Annotated in this window: 11 protein-coding genes; 9 read left to right on the forward strand and 2 right to left on the reverse strand. The window is 70.7% G+C overall.

The genetic code is table 11. The features are described from left to right. Nucleotides 1-178: 178 nt before the first annotated feature. The 3 genes from HDA45_RS38360 (at nucleotide 179) to HDA45_RS38370 (ending at nucleotide 4,314) form a co-directional block, all read left to right on the forward strand. Complete coding sequence (locus HDA45_RS38360) at nucleotides 179-2,971, forward strand: AfsR/SARP family transcriptional regulator (RefSeq protein WP_184903838.1); 2,793 nt, start codon at nucleotides 179-181, stop codon at nucleotides 2,969-2,971. A gap of 289 nt (nucleotides 2,972-3,260) precedes the next feature. Then, nucleotides 3,261-3,686: an ATP-binding protein gene (locus HDA45_RS42630; RefSeq protein WP_246480931.1), complete on the forward strand. Its 426-nt coding sequence runs from the start codon at nucleotides 3,261-3,263 to the stop codon at nucleotides 3,684-3,686. Nucleotides 3,687-3,867: 181 nt separating this feature from the next. Further along, nucleotides 3,868-4,314, forward strand: coding sequence for an SRPBCC family protein (locus tag HDA45_RS38370; protein ID WP_184903840.1), 447 nt, complete (start codon nucleotides 3,868-3,870; stop codon nucleotides 4,312-4,314). Nucleotides 4,315-4,351: 37 nt separating this feature from the next. Here the strand turns inward: HDA45_RS38370 and HDA45_RS38375 are convergent, their stop codons facing one another. Beyond that, a complete protein-coding gene (locus tag HDA45_RS38375; protein ID WP_184903842.1) occupies nucleotides 4,352-5,644 on the reverse strand; it encodes an ArsB/NhaD family transporter in 1,293 nt (430 codons plus the stop codon). Between the two features lie 266 nt (nucleotides 5,645-5,910). Between HDA45_RS38375 and HDA45_RS42945 the strand changes: the two genes are divergently transcribed. Together HDA45_RS42945 and HDA45_RS38380 are read left to right on the forward strand one after the other, a co-directional pair. Then, a complete protein-coding gene (locus HDA45_RS42945; RefSeq protein ID WP_281400844.1) occupies nucleotides 5,911-6,045 on the forward strand; it encodes a hypothetical protein in 135 nt (44 codons plus the stop codon). 38 nt (nucleotides 6,046-6,083) lie between these two features. After that, nucleotides 6,084-6,530, forward strand: a complete 447-nt coding sequence (locus HDA45_RS38380; protein WP_184903844.1) for a CBS domain-containing protein — start codon at nucleotides 6,084-6,086, stop codon at nucleotides 6,528-6,530. A gap of 9 nt (nucleotides 6,531-6,539) precedes the next feature. On the opposite strand, the gene HDA45_RS38385 is transcribed toward HDA45_RS38380, so the two are convergent. Next, nucleotides 6,540-8,021 (reverse strand): SulP family inorganic anion transporter, encoded by a 1,482-nt coding sequence (locus HDA45_RS38385; protein ID WP_184903846.1) that lies wholly within the window; start codon nucleotides 8,019-8,021, stop codon nucleotides 6,540-6,542. A 291-nt stretch (nucleotides 8,022-8,312) separates the two neighbouring features. Between HDA45_RS38385 and HDA45_RS38390 the strand changes: the two genes are divergently transcribed. The 4 genes from HDA45_RS38390 (at nucleotide 8,313) to HDA45_RS38405 (ending at nucleotide 18,112) form a co-directional block, all read left to right on the forward strand. Next, nucleotides 8,313-9,221 carry an ABC transporter ATP-binding protein gene (locus tag HDA45_RS38390; RefSeq protein WP_184903848.1) on the forward strand — a complete coding sequence of 303 codons (909 nt, stop codon included), beginning with the start codon at nucleotides 8,313-8,315 and terminating at the stop codon, nucleotides 9,219-9,221. Beyond that, nucleotides 9,218-10,864: a polyketide antibiotic transporter gene (locus tag HDA45_RS38395; protein ID WP_184903850.1), complete on the forward strand. Its 1,647-nt coding sequence runs from the start codon at nucleotides 9,218-9,220 to the stop codon at nucleotides 10,862-10,864. The genes HDA45_RS38390 and HDA45_RS38395 overlap by 4 nt, the downstream gene beginning before the upstream one ends. A 397-nt stretch (nucleotides 10,865-11,261) precedes the next feature. Beyond that, complete coding sequence (locus HDA45_RS38400; RefSeq protein WP_343072251.1) at nucleotides 11,262-14,657, forward strand: AMP-binding protein; 3,396 nt, start codon at nucleotides 11,262-11,264, stop codon at nucleotides 14,655-14,657. Next, nucleotides 14,654-18,112, forward strand: a complete 3,459-nt coding sequence (locus tag HDA45_RS38405) for a non-ribosomal peptide synthetase (protein WP_184903854.1) — start codon at nucleotides 14,654-14,656, stop codon at nucleotides 18,110-18,112. The genes HDA45_RS38400 and HDA45_RS38405 overlap by 4 nt, the downstream gene beginning before the upstream one ends. The last annotated feature ends 8 nt before the right edge of the window (nucleotides 18,113-18,120 follow it).

Here is an 18,120-nt window from a genome sequence, read left to right on the forward strand (position 1 = left end):
GGGGAACCAGTTCTCGCAAGGTGGCCCAATCGGCTGGTCGATCGGGCGTAGCGTTCTGGTCACTCGCTGTTCTAGTCGCGGAATCGGGTCCCGGCGTTTCCGGGCCTGTCGCGAGTTCGGGTAACGGTTTGGGGCCGATCTCTACGGCATGATCGGTGACGCCGAACGAAGGGCGGTCATGGTTCAGAGCAAAGCAACGGCTCGAGGTCTGCGGCTCAGGGTGCTGGGACCGTTCGAGGTCGAGACGGCCGCGGGGCCGGTGGAGGTGGGCGGGCGGCAGCGGGCGTTGCTGGCGTCGCTGGCGTTCTCGGCGAATCAGGTGGTCCCGCTGTGGAAGCTGATCGGTCACGTGTGGGACGACGACTCCCCGCTGGACGTGCGCAACGGTCTTCAGACCCTGGTGAGCAGGTTGCGGCGCAGCCTCGGAGCCGACGTCATCGAGACGACCGAGGGCGGGTACCTGCTGCGTGCCGCCACCACCGAGCTCGATCTGCTCGCGCTGCGCGAACTGGTCGAGTCGGCGGCCGTCGCGGCGCGGGAAGGGGACACCGGCCGGGAGTACGCGTCGCTGGCGTCGGCGGTCCGGCTGTGGCGTGGAGATCCGCTGGAGGACGTCGCTTCGCCGGGGCTGCGGGCGGAAGCGGGACCGCAGGTCGCCGAGCTGTGGTTCGCCGCCCGCGAGCGGATGCTGGACGTCGACCTGGAGCGAGGTCACGGACAAGAGGTGATCGCCGACTTGCGGGACCTCACCGCGCGGCACCCGCTGCGCGAGTCGCTGTGGGCCAGGCTGATGCTGGCTCTGCACCAGGCGGGGCGGCGGGCCGAGGCGCTGGACGCCTATCGCCAGGTCACCGATCTGGTGCGGGAGCAACTCGGTCTCGACGTGGGGCGTGCCGTCGCCGATCTGCACCAGGCGATCCTGCTCGACGACGAGACGCTCGTGGTCGGGCAGCCCGCCCCGGCGCAGGTGCCTCGCCAGTTGCCGGGGGACGTGCGCGGGTTCGTGGGGCGTCTCGACGAGATGGCGGGTTTGGACCGTCTGGTGAGCAAAGCCGACGGACAGCCGGTCGTGATCTCCGCCGTCGACGGTGCCGCCGGTATCGGGAAGACCAGTCTGGCCGTGCACTGGGCGCATCAGGTCGTGCCGCGGTTCGCGGACGGGCAGCTGTATCTGAACCTGCGTGGTTACGGTCCCAGCGTGCCGGTCGATCCGGCGAACGCGTTGGACATGCTGCTGCGTTCGCTCGGGGTGTCGCCGGAGCGCGTCCCGGCCGATGTCGAGGAGCGGGCGGCGCTCTGGCGCACCGAGTCCGCCGCGCGCAGGATGCTCGTCGTGCTGGACAACGCCCGTGACAGCGCCCAAGTGCGGCCGCTGCTGCCCGGCGGGGGTTCGGTCGTGGTGACCAGCCGACGCAAGCTACGCGGTCTGTCCGCACGGGACGGTGCGCGCCACATCACTCTGGGCCTGCTCTCACCGGCCGAGGGGCTGGAGCTGTTCACCGATCAGGTCGGCCGGGACCGGGTGGCGGCCGAGCCGCACGCGGCGGCGGCGATCGTGGAGTTGTGCGCGCGACTGCCACTGGCGTTGCGGCTGGCCGCGGATCACGCGGCCCGGCATCCGGAGTGGCCGCTGTCTTCGTTGCGGGACGAGTTGGCCGACCAGCGTGGGCTCGAAGTGCTTTCGGTCGACGACGACCGCGACAGCGATCTGCGTTCACTGTTCGACTGGTCCTACGACGCGCTCGACGCGCAGGCGGCGGCGGTGTTCGATGTGCTCGGCCTGTTTCCCGGCGACAGCGTCGGGAGGCACGCGGTCGCCGCGCTGGCCGCGATCCCGCCGTCGGCCGCGGGTGCCGCGCTGGGGCGGTTGGCGGAGGTCAGCATGCTCCAGCAGCGGCTGCCCGACCGATTCGAACTGCACGACCTGCTCCGGCAGTACGCGCGCGACAAGGCGTCGGCCCTGCCCGGCGCGCCGGCGGCGGTCGAAAGGCTGATGGCGCATTACGTGCACACCGCGGAACGGGCACGCGAGCACCTCAGCGGCGTTCCGCACCGGATGCCGATCGCCGCGGCCGGGCCCGACGTCCCGGTCGTCGACTTCGCCGACCACCACTCCGCGGTCGCCTGGTTCGACCGGGAGATCGACACGATCACCAGGCTGGTCCTCGGCGCGGACGAGCACGGTCTGCACGCTCCGGCCGCGGTGCTGTTCCAGCTGTGCTGGCACTACCTCAACCTGCGCGGATACTGGCTGCGGATAGTCGACATGGGTGAAGCCGCCGTCCTCAGCGCGACTGCCACGGGCGACCGATTGCTCCAGGGCAAGTGCTTGAACGGTGCGAGCACCGGCTACGGCCGAGCGGCCGACCGCGACAAGCAGATCACCTACTGCCGCGCCGCGCTGGAGATCTTTCGCGAACTGGGGGACCTCGCCGAACAGGGCACGGCGCTGCTCAACCTCGGTTCGGCACTCAACTGGCTGCGCCGGTTCGCCGAGGCTGTCGAGCCGCTGCGCGAAGCCGTCCGGTTGTACGAGTCGGTCGGTGACGACCTGTCCACCGCGATGGCACTCAACAACCTCGCGGACACGTTCGTCGGGCTCGGCCGCCACGAAGAGGCGAGTGGACCCGCCCAGCGAGCCCTCGACACCTTTCGCGAAGGGAAGGAACCCTCGCGGATCGTCGCCGGTCTGGAGACCATCGCCGCCGTACAGGCGGGGTCGGGTGATCATCGCGGCGCCGCCGCGACGTACCGGGAAGCCGTCGACCTCGTCGAGGAGTTCCACGTGACGAGGCTGGCGGTGCCGCTACGGGTCGGCTTGGGGCACGCGCTGCTCGCGGGTGGCGACGTCGATCAAGCTCACCGAGTATGGCGGGAGGCCTACGACAGGTCCCTTCGCGACGGCGATGAAACCGTCGCCGCCGAGATCCGGGCACTGCTTTCCGCGCACGTCAGGCCCACAGCGGGGTAGCCGCGTCCGCCTGCTCGCCCGGACGACAGCGTCGTGCAAGCGCGATGACAGAGGCCGTCGCGTTTCCCGCCCTACGGTCCTGTCCGAGCGATGCGTTCCGCCCCCCGACGGCGGGAGCACACGGTCACGTTTTGCCGCACTCGTACCGGGGAGGGCGGGGGCGGCGAACGATCGTGGCGTTCATGGTGGCCGCGGTGGCGCAGGGTTTCGTGCAAGGGGGTGGCGCCACCGCGGCCGCAGTACCGGCCGAGGCTCCAGCTGCGGCGATGTCACCCCTAGGGTTCACACCATGCCCACGACGCCCCGATCGCTCGTCGGAGGGCGCGACGAGATCACGGCACTCCTCGCCCTCGTCCGCGCGGCGGAACGAGGTGAGGGCGGCGTGCTCGTCCTCCGCGGCGAACCGGGGATCGGCGAGAGCGCGTTGCTGGAGCACGTCGAACACGCGGCGCTGCATCAGCTTTGCCTTCCGGTGCTGGCGCAGCTCGACACGTTGTCCGCACACCTACGACCGCTTGACCATGCAGGAGATGCACAGGCCGCGGTTCGCGCCCGTGCCGTCCTGGACAAGGCTCAGGGCCACGGCGGAATCCATTTCGCGGGGCATTACCTGCAAGACATAGACAGCCAGGAGTCGGCCCTCACAAGCGCCATCGCGACCGTTCGGCACCTCGCACCCGAAAGCCCGCGCCTCGAGAATCTCGTCCACTCTTAGGACACAAGGAAACCGCCTGGTGAGCCACGTCGCGGGCAGGCGAAAACCTTTTGGGCACGCCCAATCGAGCGTATGTACACAATGGACTGAACAGGTCGAAGTGGGACGATTTGCCTACCGGCACGCCCGGTGTGTGGCACGATCCGGGGTCGTCACAGTCGCCTTTCCTGGAGGGTTCGCAGTGCGGTCGTACGACGTTTTGGCCGAATCGGTCGCACCGCCGGCGGTCGTGTGGGCGGTGTTGCTGGACCCGGGAACGTGGCCTGCCTGGTCGGGAGCCGGTGAACTGGACGTCAGCGGTTCGGCCGGTCTCTCGTCGGACGAGCGTGGAAAGGTAAGCGCCATCTGGGCTTTCCGCGCGGGCAGGACTGTCGTCCGGGAACGGATCATCGACCTCACGCCCGGGAGGCGGTTCGCCTACGAGACGCTGGAGAGCCCGCATATGGCGGATCACCAGGCGGCGATCGACCTTCGTGAAATCCCCGGCGGGGGAACTTGGATCCGTTGGCAGGGGACGTACTCAGTGCGCGGAATGGGGTTCCGGTCTTCGGAAAGTCAGGTTCGGCGCACGATGACGAAAACGGCTTCAGGGCTCGCCGAGTACGCGGCCGGTCGAATCATCAGGTGATATCGACGACGTCCTGTGTCTTCGGGCCTCGGCGGCTTCAGGCGAGAACGAAGTAGCGCAGCCACAGATAAGGTGCGGCGACAAGAACCGTGATCAGGGTGACGATGACGCCTTTTTTGGTGAATTCCCAGAAGGAGATGGGGCTCCCTGCGCGGGCGGCGATGCCGAGGACGACGACGTTCGCGCTGGCGCCGATGGCGGTGGCGTTGCCGCCGAAGTCCGCGCCGAGGGCGAGGGACCACCAGAGCGCTTCGGAATGGGTCGGGTCGGCGATGTCGTTGGTGAGTCCGAGGACGAGCGGGCTCATGGTCGCCACGTAGGGGATGTTGTCGACCACGCCGGACAGGAGCGCTGACACTCCGAGGATGAGCATGACGGCGAGGAGCGCGTTGCCTCCGGTGGCGTCGGCGGCGAGTTTCGCGAGATCACCGATGACGCCGGTTTTGACCAAGGCGCCGATCATGATGAACAGGCCCGCGAAAAACAGCAGCGTTTCCCATTCGACACTGGCCAGGTAGTCCTTCGGCTTGGACCTGGACAGCAGTACGAGCACTCCGGCGCCGAGCAGGGCGACGATCGAGGGCTCGATGTGGAAGATCGAGTGCCCGATGAAGGCGGTGAAGACCCCCAGCAGCACGACGCCGCACTTGATGAGCAGAGTTTTGTCGTGGATGGCCTCGCGCTCGTTGAGGGCCATCACGTCGGCGACCCGGTCCGGGTCGACGGTGAAGGAACCGCGGAACAGCCTCGGCAGGACAAGGCAGAACACGATGATCTCGATCGCCACGATCGGGGCCATGTTGACGAGGAAGTCGTTGAACGTCAGTCCGGCGCGGCTGCCGATGATGATGTTCGGCGGATCGCCGATCAGGGTGGCGGCGCCGCCGATGTTCGAGGCCATGACCTCGGCGATCAGGAACGGGACCGGCTTGATGTCGAGCCGGTCGCACACCAGCAGTGTCACCGGTGCCATGAGCAGCACCGTGGTGACGTTGTCCAGGAACGCGGACGCGATCGCGGTGATGAGCACCAGCAGGATCATGATCCGCAGCGGTGAGCCCTTGGCGCGTTTGGCGGCCCAGATCGCGGTGAACTCGAAGACGCCGGTCTTCCGCAGGACCCCGACGATGATCATCATCCCGAGGAGCAGAAAGACGACGTCCCAGTCCACGCCGGTTTCGTGGGAATAGAACGCGTCTTCGGAGCCGACGACGCCGACCGCCAGCACGACGCCCGCACCGGCGAGGGCGGTGACCATCTTGGGGATCTTCTCGGTGGCGATGAACAGATAGGCCACCACGAACACGGCGACCGCGACGACGGCGCTCATGCCATGTTCCTGTGGAGCGAACCAGAGATGGATGCCTGCTGAAGACGCTGCCAGACCACTTGCGTACTCACGAATCCCGTCCATGCCGACCGACCCGGCCCAAGCGGGCCGGGTGTGCCGACCAGACTTCCCGGCGCTCCACGCGTCAAGATGCCGTAAACGAGGGCGGGGGGCAACTCGGCGCACTGGCGCGGCCGATCAGCGGTGGTGCTTCCTGTACTCTGCGGGGTGCCGAAGGTCACACCGTGGTGGGATGGGGGACATCGATGTCCGGATTGCTCGGTCCGCTCGCGCTGATCGCGGTGTTCGTCGTCCTCATCGCCACCCTCCGCCTCGTGCACCTGCGGCAGGAGCGCGGGTATTCCGCCGGGCGTAAAGAATCGGACAGCAACGACGGCTGAACCGGGCGCACCACGCCGAGACGTCCTAGTCTTGCGCTATGCATGCCGCCGAGATGGCCGAGGAATTCCCGGTCGTGGACATGGATTCCGACGCGCTCGACGCGGCGCGGCTCCTCGCGGAACACCGCCTTCCCGGCATCGTCGTGACCGACCGGACCGGATGCCCGCAGTCGGTCCTGCCCGCTTCCGAGGTCGTCCGTCTCCTCGTGCCGACCTATGTCCAGGACGATCCGTCGCTCGCCGGTGTGCTGAGCGAGTCGATGGCCGATCGGGTCGCCGACAAACTGGGCGGCCGCAAGGTGAGTTCCCTGCTGCCCGACGAGCCGACCGAGCTGCCCCGGGTGAACTCCGACGACACGATCATCGAGGTCGCCGCCATGATGGCGAGGCTTCGCTGTCCTCTGGTCGCGGTCATGCGGGACAAGACGCTGCTCGGTGTGATTTCGGCGTCCCGCCTGCTGGAACTGGCGCTCGCCCCGCGGTGACGTCGTCCGTCAGGACCGCTCGCTCGCTGGGTCCGCGGCTCCGGCGACGGTTCTGAGGTTGTCGCGCTGCTCGTCGTTCGCGAGCGTGACGAGTTTGTGCTCGACGTGGGGTGGCACGTCTTTGAGGTCGACCTCCACGTCGGAACCGCGGGAGTGGTCGAGGAAGGTCAGCAGTCCTTTGGCGCCGGACATGTCCACGTAGCTCACGTTTTCGAGGCTCAGTGACAGTTTCGGTTCGTCGTCGCGTAGCCGGGTGAGGACACGATCGATGGAGAGGAACGACAAGGGGCCGTCGACGCGATAGGTGCCCGTTTCGTCCTGGACGACGGATGCCTTGCTTCGCCGTGACTGCGCGAAGTGCACGACGAGCGCCACCGCCACGCCGACCGCGACCGCGACGGTCAGGTCCACCAGGATCGTGATGATCATCGTCGCGAACATCACGACCACGTCGCCCCGAGGTGCGACGTGGGTCTTGCGCAGGCTTTCCCAGTCGAACATGCCGACCGCGGTCAAGATCAGGATCCCGGACAGCACGGCGAGGGGGATGAACTGGACGACCGCCCCGAGGCCCGCGACCAGGCCGAGCAGGATGACGCTGTGCGTCGCGGCCGACAACCCGGTACGGCCGCCGCCGCGGACATTGACCACGGACCGGACGGTCGCGCCCGCCGAGGCCAGGCCGCCGAACAGACCACTGGCCATGTTGCCGAGGCCCTGACCGACGAGTTCCCGGTTGCTGCGGTGCCGTCGGCCGGTGATGTTGTCCATGACCACCGAGGTCAGCAGGGAATCGATCGAACCGAGCAGGGCGATGCTGAGCGCGGGCAGGAAGAGGGTGAGCAGCAGTGAGCCGCTGAGTTCCGGGACGCTCAGGGACGGGATGGATTCCGGGATCCGGCCGATGTAGTCGACGGTGCCGTTGAGCGAGACCGGCCCGATGCTCAGGTTCCGCAGCATGGGCTCGGCGAACGGAAGGATCGCCGCGACGAGCACGAGCGCGATCAGGCTGGCCGGGATCGACTTGATCACTCGCGTGGCCACGAGCATCAGCACGATCGTGGCCGCGACCACCAGGAAGCTTTTCCGCACCTGGTCCAGTTCGCCGAGGATGATGATCAGCGCGATCCCGCCCATGAAGCCGGATACCACCGGGTGCGGGATGAAGCGGATGAGCGATCCGAGCCGGCACAGGCCGAACAGGATCTGGAACGCGCCGGCCATGATGAAGGCGAGGAAAGCGCCTTCCAGTCCGTGTGCGGCGATGACCCCGGTGGCGACGACGGTGATCGGGCCGGTCGGACCCGTCACCTGGGCGGGTGTCCCGCCGAACACCGCGGCGAAGAAGCCCGCGAAGATCGCGCCGTACAGACCGACGAGCGCCCCTTCGGAGGTGCCTGTCGCGGTGATCCCGAAGGCGATCGCCAGCGGCAACGCCACGATCGCCACGGTCAGTCCGGAAAGAAGTTCTCTGGCGAAACGCTGGACCATCGGTCTCCGCTCTTCGGCATGCCCTTACCCCGGCCCGAGGGTGGGCCAGGCCGCCGACCAGACTTCCCGGCACTCCTGGGCGTAAAGATGCCCTAAAGGAGAGTAAAGATGTAGTAAAGATCGAAGTTGTCACCGGGTTGGCCTATTTGCCCGGTTCGCGCAACAGTGCGGGAATGCCGCCGCCTCATCAGGAACCCTGGTGCCGGGGATCCAGTGGGAGTACCGTTTTCCTCAGGTGCGCCGGGAAGCCTGGTCGGCAACGATGTCCGCCGTCCGGGAAGGGAACGACCGATGCGCAGCACCATCGGGACGTCGCACGCCGCCGTCCAGGCCACCGGATTGACCAAGCGCTTCGGCCGCACGCTCGCTCTCGACGATCTCTCGCTGTCCGTACCCGCGGGTGAGGTGTTCGGCTTCCTCGGCCCCAACGGCGCGGGCAAATCCACCACCATCCGGCTGCTGCTGGGCTCGATCCACCCGTCGGCGGGAACGGCGACGGTGTTCGGAGTTCCCGTGGCCGACGTGCGGCGGGCGCACCGCCTGCTGGGGTACGTGCCCGGTGACGTCGCGCTGTGGCCGGAGATGACCGGCGGCGAGATCCTCGAGCTGCTGGCACGGGTCGGTCGTGGCACGGATCCGGGATATCGCACCGAACTCGTGCGCCGGTTCGAGGTGGACCCGGACAAGCCCGCCAAGACGTACTCGACAGGCAATCGCCAGAAGATCGCCTTGATCGCCGCCTTCGCCTGCAAGGCACCGCTACTCGTGCTCGACGAGCCGACCAGTGGTCTGGATCCGTTGATGGAGCAGGTGTTCCGGCAGTGTGTTGCCGAGGCGCGGGAGCGGGGGCAGACGGTGTTCCTTTCCTCGCACCAGCTTGCCGAAGTCGAGGCGGTCTGCGACCGGGTCGGCATCCTGCGTGCCGGACGGCTGGTCGAAATCGCGGGAATCGCCGAGTTGCGCCGGTTGCACCGCACCACGGTCGAGATCGGCCATCGCGGACCTGAACCGTCCCTTGTGGACATCCCGGGTGTGCTGGAGGTCGAACGGCTGGGCGGGGACCGTCTGCGATTCACGCTGTCCGGGCCGCCGGGCCCGGCGCTGCGGGCGCTCGCCGCCGCCGACGTCACCACGCTTTCGATGCGTGAACCGACGCTCGAGGAGATCTTTCTCGGCTACTACGGCGAGAACGCGCGATGACCACGTCACCAGCCGGGCCCCTGAGGCTGTCGCCGGAACTGGAAAACTCGGCTCACGGGAGTGCGGGCGCCGCGGTCACCCGGCACTTCGGTCGCCGGATCCGGCGCGGCGCGCTGCTCGTCGGACTGGCGGCGGCGGGGATGTCGGCCGTCGTGGCCGGCCAGTACCAAAGCACCTTCTCCGGTGAACTCAACGGCGCCGCCTTGCGGGCGCTGGCGGAAAACCCGGCCATCCGGATCCTGTTCGGGCCACCGGTCGCGCTGGACGACCCGGGCGGATTCACCGTCTGGCGCACCGGCACTCCCGTCCAGATCCTGACCGGGGTGTGGGCACTGCTGACCGCGACCCGGCTCACGCGCGGCGAGGAGGACTCGGGCCGCGTGGACCTGATGCTCGCGGGCCGTCTGCGCGCGGCCGATCCACTCGAACGAATTCTGGCCGTGCTGACCGTGGCGGCCGCCGCGATCGCGGCGGCGGTGGCCGTGGCCCTGCTGATCACCGGGACCCATCCCACCGGTGCGGTCATCTACGCCGCCGGCCTTTTCGGTGTGACCATGACGTTCGCCGCCGTGGGCGCGCTGGCCGCGCAACTCGCGCCCGCCCGCGCCGCCGCCACCGGGCTCGCCGTCGCGGTACTCGGTGCCGGTCTGTTCCTGCGCATGCTCGCGGACGGGGTCAGCGCGCTGTCCTGGGCCTCCTGGGCCACCCCGTTCGGCCTGACCGCTATCGCCGCGCCTTACGCGGACAACAGGGTCACTCCGCTACTCGTTCTCGTGGCGCTTCCGGGCGCGATCAGCGCGGCGGCGATGATCGCGTGCTCGCGCCGGGACGTCGGCAGGGGAGTGCTGAATCCTTCGGGAAGGCGGCGGCCGCGGGTGCGGCTGCTGGGGTCGGTCGCCGGGTTCGCCGTACGGCGCGCCGCGCGCCCCACCCTCGCCTGGGCACTGGGGATCGGGACCTACTTCCTGCTCGTCGGAATGCTCATCGCGTCGATCCTGCGTTTCTTGCGTGAGAACCCGCGCTTCGCCGAACTGGCGGCGGCCGCGGGGTTCGGCGGCCTCGGCACCGCCGAGGGATTCGCCGCGGCGATGTTCAGCCTGCTCACGATCCCTGTCGGGCTCTACGCCGCGACACGGATCGCCGCCTTCGCGGCGGCCGAGGCCGATCGGCGGCTGACCCCGCTAGTGGCCCTGCCCCTTTCCCGGCGGCGCATCGTGCTCACCGAACTCTCGAGCACCGGCCTGGGCGTCCTGGTCCTCCTGGCCGTCGCAGGGTTGACGCTCTGGTGCGGCGCGGCCATCGCGGACGCCCCGCTGCGCATCACGGCGGCACTCGCCGGAGTCGCCAACGTCGCGCCGGTCGCGTCGCTCTCACTCGGTGCCGCGGCGCTCGCGCTCGGCTGGGCACCTCGCGCGGTCGCGGCACTGGGTGCGCTGCCGGTCGCCGGTGGCTTCCTGCTCACCGTGATCTTGCAGAGCACGCACGCACCCGAGTGGCTTACCTACCTGTCCCCGTACACCTATCTGGCTTCCGTGCCCGAAGCGCCGCCCGACTGGGGCGCGACCGGTTGCCTCCTGCTGGTCACCGGAGCGCTGGTGGCGCTCGGCGTACTCGGTTATCAGCGCAGGGACCTGGAATCCTGACGCGGCGGTCGCGGATCTCCGCGCTTTGACGTTCCGGTGTTCGTGAACGCATTCCGGGACACGGTGTCGGTTATTATCCGACGCCTTACTAAAAGTAGTCGATCGAGTGTCTGTTGTGGTCGAAAAAGTGGGCGAAAATTCCCGCCCAGGTCGCCGAGAGGGCTGGAAGGCGCAGATTTCTGCAACGTATGGTCCAAGATCGTGGGCCATTCGGACCAAATCGGCGGAATTCGTATTCCTCGGGACGACAGCTCGTCTTAACCTTGCGTAATTCTTCACCTGAATGGTCACTGGGGAGCAAGATGAAGTCCACGCCGTTGTTGTCGCGCGCCCGAAAAACCTCGGAGCGACTGCTCGCCGCCCGATGACAAAAGCCGGCTGCGTCAGCCGATTCGATGTGCACGCCCGGCAGTCGTCCGACCGGATCGCGGTCTTCGAACACGGCACCAGGCTCACCTACGCCCAGCTCGCCGGGCTCGCGGGCGGTCGCGCGCTGCGGTTGCGCGACGCCGGTGTCCGGCCGGGGGAGCGGGTCGGGCTCGTCACCGAGCACGGCAGTGCCGCGATCGCGGCGATCTTCGGCACTCTCGCCGCAGGCTGCGTCTACGTCCCGCTGGACCCGACGTTCCCCAGGGAGCGTCTCGAGTACCAGCTCGCGGCCGCGCGGGTGACCGCCGTGCTCGCGGATCCGGAGTACGTCGAGCTGGCGGAATCCTTGTGCCGTAACGGATCCGCGCGGCTCGTGCGTTCGGGCACGGAGACCGCGCCGCTCCCGGTGCCCGAATCGGATCCGGACAGCGCGGCGTACGTGCTGTTCACCTCCGGGTCCACCGGCAGGCCGAAAGCCGTCGCGCAGACCCATCGCAATCTCTTGCACGTCGTCGACAACCAGATCGCCGCGCTCGGCATCACCGCGGCCGACCGGCTCAGCCTGCTCGCGTCGTTCGGCTTCGACGCGGCGATCCCGGACCTCTACCCGGCACTGCTCAGCGGCGCCGCGCTCGTGCCGATCGACCTGCGCGCGCACGGTCTCGCCCACGCCGCACGCGAGCTGGCCCGGCACGAAGTGACCGTCTACCACTCGACGCCCACGGTCTACCGGCACCTGCTCGACGTCCTCGGCGAGACCGGCCTCCCGTCCGTGCGCACCGTGCTGCTCGGCGGCGAGCAGGCGACCCACGCCGACGTCCGCCGCGGCCGGTTCGCGCCGGAATGCGTGTTCGTCAACGGCTACGGCGCCACCGAGGTGACTTTCGCCGCGCACCACCGGACGACCGCCGCCGAACTGGACCCGGGCGCCGACGGGCCGCTGCCGATCGGGCGCGCGCTGCCCGGGTTCACGCTCACCGTGCTGGACAGCGGCGAACTCGAAGTGCGCGGGCGGCACCTCGTCGACGGCTACCTCGACCAGCCGAGCCCGGCGTTCGGGGTGACGGCCGACGGCGTCCGTCGCTACCGGACCGGCGACCTCGGCGGACTGCTGCCGGACGGGAACTTCGTCTGCCTCGGCAGGCTCGACCGGCAGGTCAAGGTCCGCGGCTTCCGGGTGGAACTGACCGAGATCGAGGCCAGGCTCGCCGAACAGCCCGGCGTGGCCGAAGCCCGCGCGATCGTGCGCGACGGCGACCTGCTCGCCTACGTGACCGCGGCCGAGCCGCGTCCGGACGGCCGGAGGCTGCGCGCCGCGCTGGCGGACGTCCTGCCCGGCTACTCGGTACCCGCGGCCGTCGCGGTGCTGGACGGTTTTCCGCTGACCGTCACCGGAAAACTCGACGAACTGGCTCTTCCGGACCCGCGGGCGGCCGCGACGGCCCCGGCCGAGCGGCTGACCCCGGACGAGGAACGCGTGCACCGGATCTGGTGCGCGGTGCTGGGCCGCGACCGGGTCGGGCGCGCCGAGGCGTTCTTCGACGCGGGCGGCGACTCGCTGCGGCTCGGCCGGGTGCAGGCGCGGCTGGCCGACGAGTTCGGGGTGGACGTTCCGCTGCTCGCCCTGTTCGAGCGCACGACGATCGCCGGGCAGGCAGCCTGGCTCACGGAGTCCACTTCGGACACTCAGCCGCCGGTCGCGGCGGAGGAGCAGTCCGGGGATCTCATCGCCGTCGTCGGGCTGGCCTGCCGGTTCCCCGGTGCTCCGGACGCCGCCTCGTTCTGGTGGAACCTCTGCGCGGGCGTCGACTCGATCCACGACTACGCCGACGACGAGCTGGCGGCGCTGGGCATCGGGCCGGGCCTACGTGCGGACCCGGCGTACGTGCGGGCGGGTGGCCGGATCGAGGGTGTCGAGGAGTTCGACGCCGGGTTCTTCGGATTCGGCGCAGACGAGGCCGCGCGGACCGACCCGCAGCACCGGCTGTTCCTCGAAACGGCGTGGCGGGCACTCGAGGACGCGGGACGCGACCCCGCCGCCGAGACCGGGCCGGTCGGGGTGTTCACGGCCGCCTCGGTGAATCGCTACTTCCTGTTCCACCTGTTCGGCAACCCGGCGGTGACCGGCGACGTCGACCCGGACGACTGGGAGGGGCGGCTGACCGGCCGCCAGCTCGCCGACCACCTGCCCGGCCAGGTCGCCTACCGGCTCGGGCTCACCGGGCCCGCGGTGGCCGTGCAGAGCGCGTGCTCCAGCTCGCTCGCGGCGGTGGCGCTGGCCGCGCAGAGCCTCGCGGACTACCGGTGCGACGTCGCGCTGGCCGGCGGGGTGAGCGTGACGTCGCCGCGGTATCGCGGTGGCGGACTCGTGTCGCCGGACGGCCGGTGCCGCGCGTTCGACGTCGACGCGGCGGGCGCCGGGTTCAGCTCGGGCGCCGGGGTGGTCGTGCTGCGGCGGCTGGCGGACGCACTCGCCGACCGCGACCACGTCTACGCCGTGCTGCCCGGCTGGGCGATCACGAACGACGGCGCGGACCGCGCGGGCTACGCCGTGCCGGGACCGGCCGGGCAGGCCGCCGCGGTGGCCGAGGCGCTGGCCGTCGCGGAGGTCGAACCGGACGAGGTCGCGCTGCTCGAAGCCCACGGCAGCGGCACTCCGCTGGGTGACGCGATCGAGGTGGCCGCGCTCAACCGCGTCTACCGGGACGCGCCGCCGGAAACGTGCGCGCTGGGCTCGGTGAAGACGAACATCGGGCACCTCGACGCGGCGGCGGGTATCGCCGGGCTGATCAAGGCCGTGCTGTCCGTGCGGCACGGCGTCATCCCGCCGAGCCTGCACTTCACGGCGCCGCATCCGGAGGTCGACCTGGCGGGCGGGCCCTGGTACGTCCCGGCGAAGGCCACCGACTGGCCCGTCCGCGACCGGCGGGTGGCCGGGGTCAGCTCGTTCGGCATGGGCGGCACGAACGTGCACATGATCGTGGAGGAGGCGCCTGCCGTCCCGCCACGGGCGTCGGCGAGCGGTCCGTTCGTACTGCCGATGTCCGCGCGTGACGCGAAAGCGTTGCGCGAGACGGTGTCCCGGCTGCGCGACAGGCTCGCCACGGACGCTCCGGACCTCGGGGACGCGGCGTACACGCTTTCGGCCCGGCGGGCGTTCGCGTGCCGGGCCGCCGTGGTGGCGGACTCGGTCGCGTCGGCGGTCGACGCGCTCGATGCGCTGCTGGCGAACGGAACCGACGTCGAAGGCCCGGCCGGAGCGGAGCGGGACCTCGCCGCCCATTGGGTCGCGGGTGGCGAGGTCGAGTGGGCAGCGGGCGGTTCACCAGGCCGCGTCCCGTTGCCGGGGTATCCGTTCCAGCGGGAGCGGCACTGGATCGACCCACCGCCGCATTACACCTCCGACCAGGGGAGCCCTCGGTGACCGACACCTTGCCCGTCACGGGCGGCCACGGCCCGCCACTGTCCTATCCGGACACCACGCTCAGCGGGCTGATCCTCGCCCAGGCCACACGCACCCCGGACGCCGTCGCCGTCCGGCAGGGGGACGCCCGGCTCACCTACCGCGAACTGGTCGCGTCGGCGACCGGCGTCGCCCGGCTGCTGTGGGCCAGGGGTGCCGGGCCCGGCACCCGCGTCGGCGTCTGCGCGGACCGGCGGCCGGAGCTGATCTCGACCGTCGTGGGCGTACTGCTGTCCGGGGCCGCCTACGTACCGCTCGAACCCGGCGGCCCGAAGGCACGGCTGGCCGAAATCGCCGCGGACGCCGGGATCTCCCTCGTCGTCGGCGATCGCGCGCGGGCCGAATTCGGTGCCACGGAGGGCATCGAGGCTCTCGACGTACCCCCGCCCGCGGACGGGCCCGCCGAATGCCCCGCCGGGCCGGACGACCTCGTCCACCTCCTCTACACCTCCGGCTCCACCGGCCGCCCCAAGGGTGTGCTGACCAGTCACCGCAACGTGGTCGCGTTCGTCACCGGGTTCGCCGCCGCACTCGGGATCCGGCCCGGCATCCGGACGCTCGGCCTCTCCTCACTCGCCTTCGACGCCTTCACCATGGACGTGTTCGTCCCGCTGGCGCACGGCGGATCGGTCCAGTTCGCCGGCGCCGCCGACCGGGCCGACCCCGAACGGCTGCGGCGGTTCCTCGTCGAGCACGACGTCGAGTGGGGCTTCGTCACGCCGACACTGCTGTCCATGGTGGACCCGGCGGCCGTTCCCGGCTGGCGCGTCGTCGCGTGCGGTGGCGAGCCGGTGCCCGCGGATCTCGCCGCGCGCTGGCTGCCGGGCCGGAGGTTCTTCAACGCCTACGGCCCGACCGAGACCACCGTCGTGGTCGTCACCGACGAGGTCACCGGCATCCCCGCGGACCCACTGCCGCTCGGCCGCCCGACGCCGAACCACCGGGCGTACGTCGTGGACGCCGAGCTGCGGCCGGTCGTACCCGGCGAGATCGGCGAGCTGCTCATCGGCGGTCCGGGCCTCGCGCTCGGCTACCTCGGCAGCCCGGAGCTGACCGCCGCGAAGTTCGTCGAAGACCCGATCACGCCGGGGGAGCGGCTCTACCGCACCGGCGATCTTGTCCGCGAGCTGCCCGACGGCCGTCTCGAATTCGCGGGCCGCGCCGACCGGCAGGTGAAGGTCCGCGGCCAGCGGATCGAGCTGGGCGAAGTGGAGGCCGCGCTCACCGATCACCCCGACGTCGACGCCGCCGCCGTGGTGGCCGTCCCAGGGCAGGCGGGCACCCGGCTGGTGGCCTTCCTGGCTCCCGCGTCCGCACCGTCCGATGTGGACGAACTCGGCCGGGACCGGCTCACCGCGGCGATGCACCCGGCCGCCGTCCGGGTGCTCGACCGTCTTCCGGTCAATCCGGTCACCGGCAAGATCGACCGGCCCGCGCTGCGCGACCTGGCCGAAGCGGCACTGGCGGGACAACGGGAGGACCTCGGCGCGCTCGGCACCCCGGCCGAACGCTCGGTCGCGGCCATCTGGCGGCGAGTGCTCGGCGACGGCGCGGGGACGGATTTCCTGGCCTCGGGCGGGAACTCGATCGCCGCGATGCGCCTGGTCGCGGCCCTGCGGGCGGAGCTGGCCGCGGACGTCGCCACAGAGGACGTCTTCGCGAGCGGCACTCTCGGCGGGCTCACCCGGCGGGTCGCGGCCGCGTCACCGCTGACCGGGCCGGGGCTGACCACCGGCCACGCGCCCGTGCTGTCCCCGCAGCAGCGGCGGATGTGGTTCCTCGACCAGCTCGCCCCGGACGCCGCGCCGTACAACATCGCGATGGCGTTCCGGCTGACCGGCGCGCTCGACATCGACGCGCTGTGCCACGCCTTGCGCGCGGTCACCGAGCGGCACGACGTGCTCCGCTGGCGGATCCGGGCCGTCGACGGCACGCCACTGGCGGATCGCCTGCCGTCGGCGGACGTTCCGCTGCCGGTGGCGCCGGTGACCGAGGACGGCCTGCGGGCCCGGCTGGCCGCCGACGCCGCGACTCCGGTGCACCTCGACCGTGAGGCTCCCTGGCGCGTGCGGCTCTACCGGCTCGGCGAGACGGAGCACGTGCTCGGCTTCACGCTGCATCACGCGGTGTTCGACGGCTGGTCGCAGGATCTGCTGTGCGCAGACCTGTCGGCGGCCTACCGGGGCGAGCCCTTGCCGCCGCCGGTGGCGTCCTACGCGGACTACGCGGTGTGGCGGGCCGGGCGCGACGAACGCCGGGAGGCCGTCGACGTCGCCTGGTGGACCGGACATCTCACCGGCGCACCGGCCACAGTGGACCTTCCGCGTGACCGGCCGCGCCCGGCCGTGCAGACCTACCGGGGCGCGAGCCTGCGTCAGTCCTTTCCGGACGGTTCCGCCGAAGCGGTCCGGGCACTGGCCGCCCGCACCGGCGCGACGCGCGCCGGGGTGCTGCTCGCCGCGTTCGGCCAGCTGCTGCGGCGGCTCACCGGCGCGACCGACCACCTGGTCGCCACGGTCGTCGCGGACCGGCAGCTCGCCGAGTGCCAGGAGGTCGCGGGGTTCTTCGTGGACATCGTGCCGATGCGGCTGCGGGCCGACGACGCCGCGGACTTCGCCACGCACGTCCGCGAAGGCGGCGCGGAACTCCTCGCCGCGACCGCGCATCCGGCCGCGCCGGTCGAGCGGCTCGTCGAGGCGCTCGGCGTGCCCCGTGATCCCGCGCACGCCCCGCTCGTGCAGGTGATGTTCAACGTCCTGAACTTCACCGAGCCGCACCTCGACCTGCCCGGCGTTGCCTCGGCGTGGCTGCCGGTCGACAAGCCGGGGTCGCCGTTCGACCTCACGGTGTACGTCCACGACGACGGCGTCGAACTGCTGTACAACCCGGATCTGTTCGACCACGCCCGGATGGCCGGACTCGCCGAGGACTACGTCGCTCTGCTCGGCGCGCTGGCCGCGGCGCCGGACGCGCCGGTCGGGACGAGTGTGCCGGAGCTGCCTCGGGCGGGTGTCCGCACCGCCGCGCCGGGGGCGACGATCCGCGCCAGGGCACGGCCGCCGTCGGTGGCCGCGGATCCGGCGGCGCTCGCCGTGACCGAGGCCGTGATCGCTCGTGCCTGGTGCGACGTCCTCGGCGTCGCCGAAGTCGGGCACACCGACAACTTCTTCGACGTGGGCGGGCATTCGCTCGCCGTGGCCCGGGTGCACGCCCAGCTCACCGCCCGGCTCGCCCGCCGGATCCCGATGGTCGATCTGTTCACCCACCCCACCGTCCGCGCCCTCGCCACGCATCTGCACTCCGGCGGCGCCGCCGGCCCGGAACTGGCCCGCGCCGCCGAACGCGTCGCCGCCCGCCGCGGCCGCATCCAGACCAGAAGACCCCGCCGCACCACCGGCCAGGCCGGCCCCGAATAGGAGCACCA

This window comes from Amycolatopsis umgeniensis, from assembly GCF_014205155.1.
GTDB lineage: Bacteria > Actinomycetota > Actinomycetes > Mycobacteriales > Pseudonocardiaceae > Amycolatopsis > Amycolatopsis umgeniensis.

Excerpts from the sequence above, each read along its gene's own strand:
- HDA45_RS38360 (WP_184903838.1), top strand. The coding sequence starts at position 179 with ATGGTTCAGAGCAAAGCAACGGCTCGAGGTCTGCGGCTCAGGGTGCTG.
- HDA45_RS42630 (WP_246480931.1), top strand. The coding sequence starts at position 3,261 with ATGCCCACGACGCCCCGATCGCTCGTCGGAGGGCGCGACGAGATCACG.
- HDA45_RS38375 (WP_184903842.1), bottom strand. The coding sequence starts at position 5,644 with ATGAGCGCCGTCGTCGCGGTCGCCGTGTTCGTGGTGGCCTATCTGTTC.
- HDA45_RS42945 (WP_281400844.1), top strand. The coding sequence starts at position 5,911 with ATGTCCGGATTGCTCGGTCCGCTCGCGCTGATCGCGGTGTTCGTCGTC.
- HDA45_RS38380 (WP_184903844.1), top strand. The coding sequence starts at position 6,084 with ATGCATGCCGCCGAGATGGCCGAGGAATTCCCGGTCGTGGACATGGAT.
- HDA45_RS38385 (WP_184903846.1), bottom strand. The coding sequence starts at position 8,021 with ATGGTCCAGCGTTTCGCCAGAGAACTTCTTTCCGGACTGACCGTGGCG.
- HDA45_RS38390 (WP_184903848.1), top strand. The coding sequence starts at position 8,313 with ATGCGCAGCACCATCGGGACGTCGCACGCCGCCGTCCAGGCCACCGGA.
- HDA45_RS38395 (WP_184903850.1), top strand. The coding sequence starts at position 9,218 with ATGACCACGTCACCAGCCGGGCCCCTGAGGCTGTCGCCGGAACTGGAA.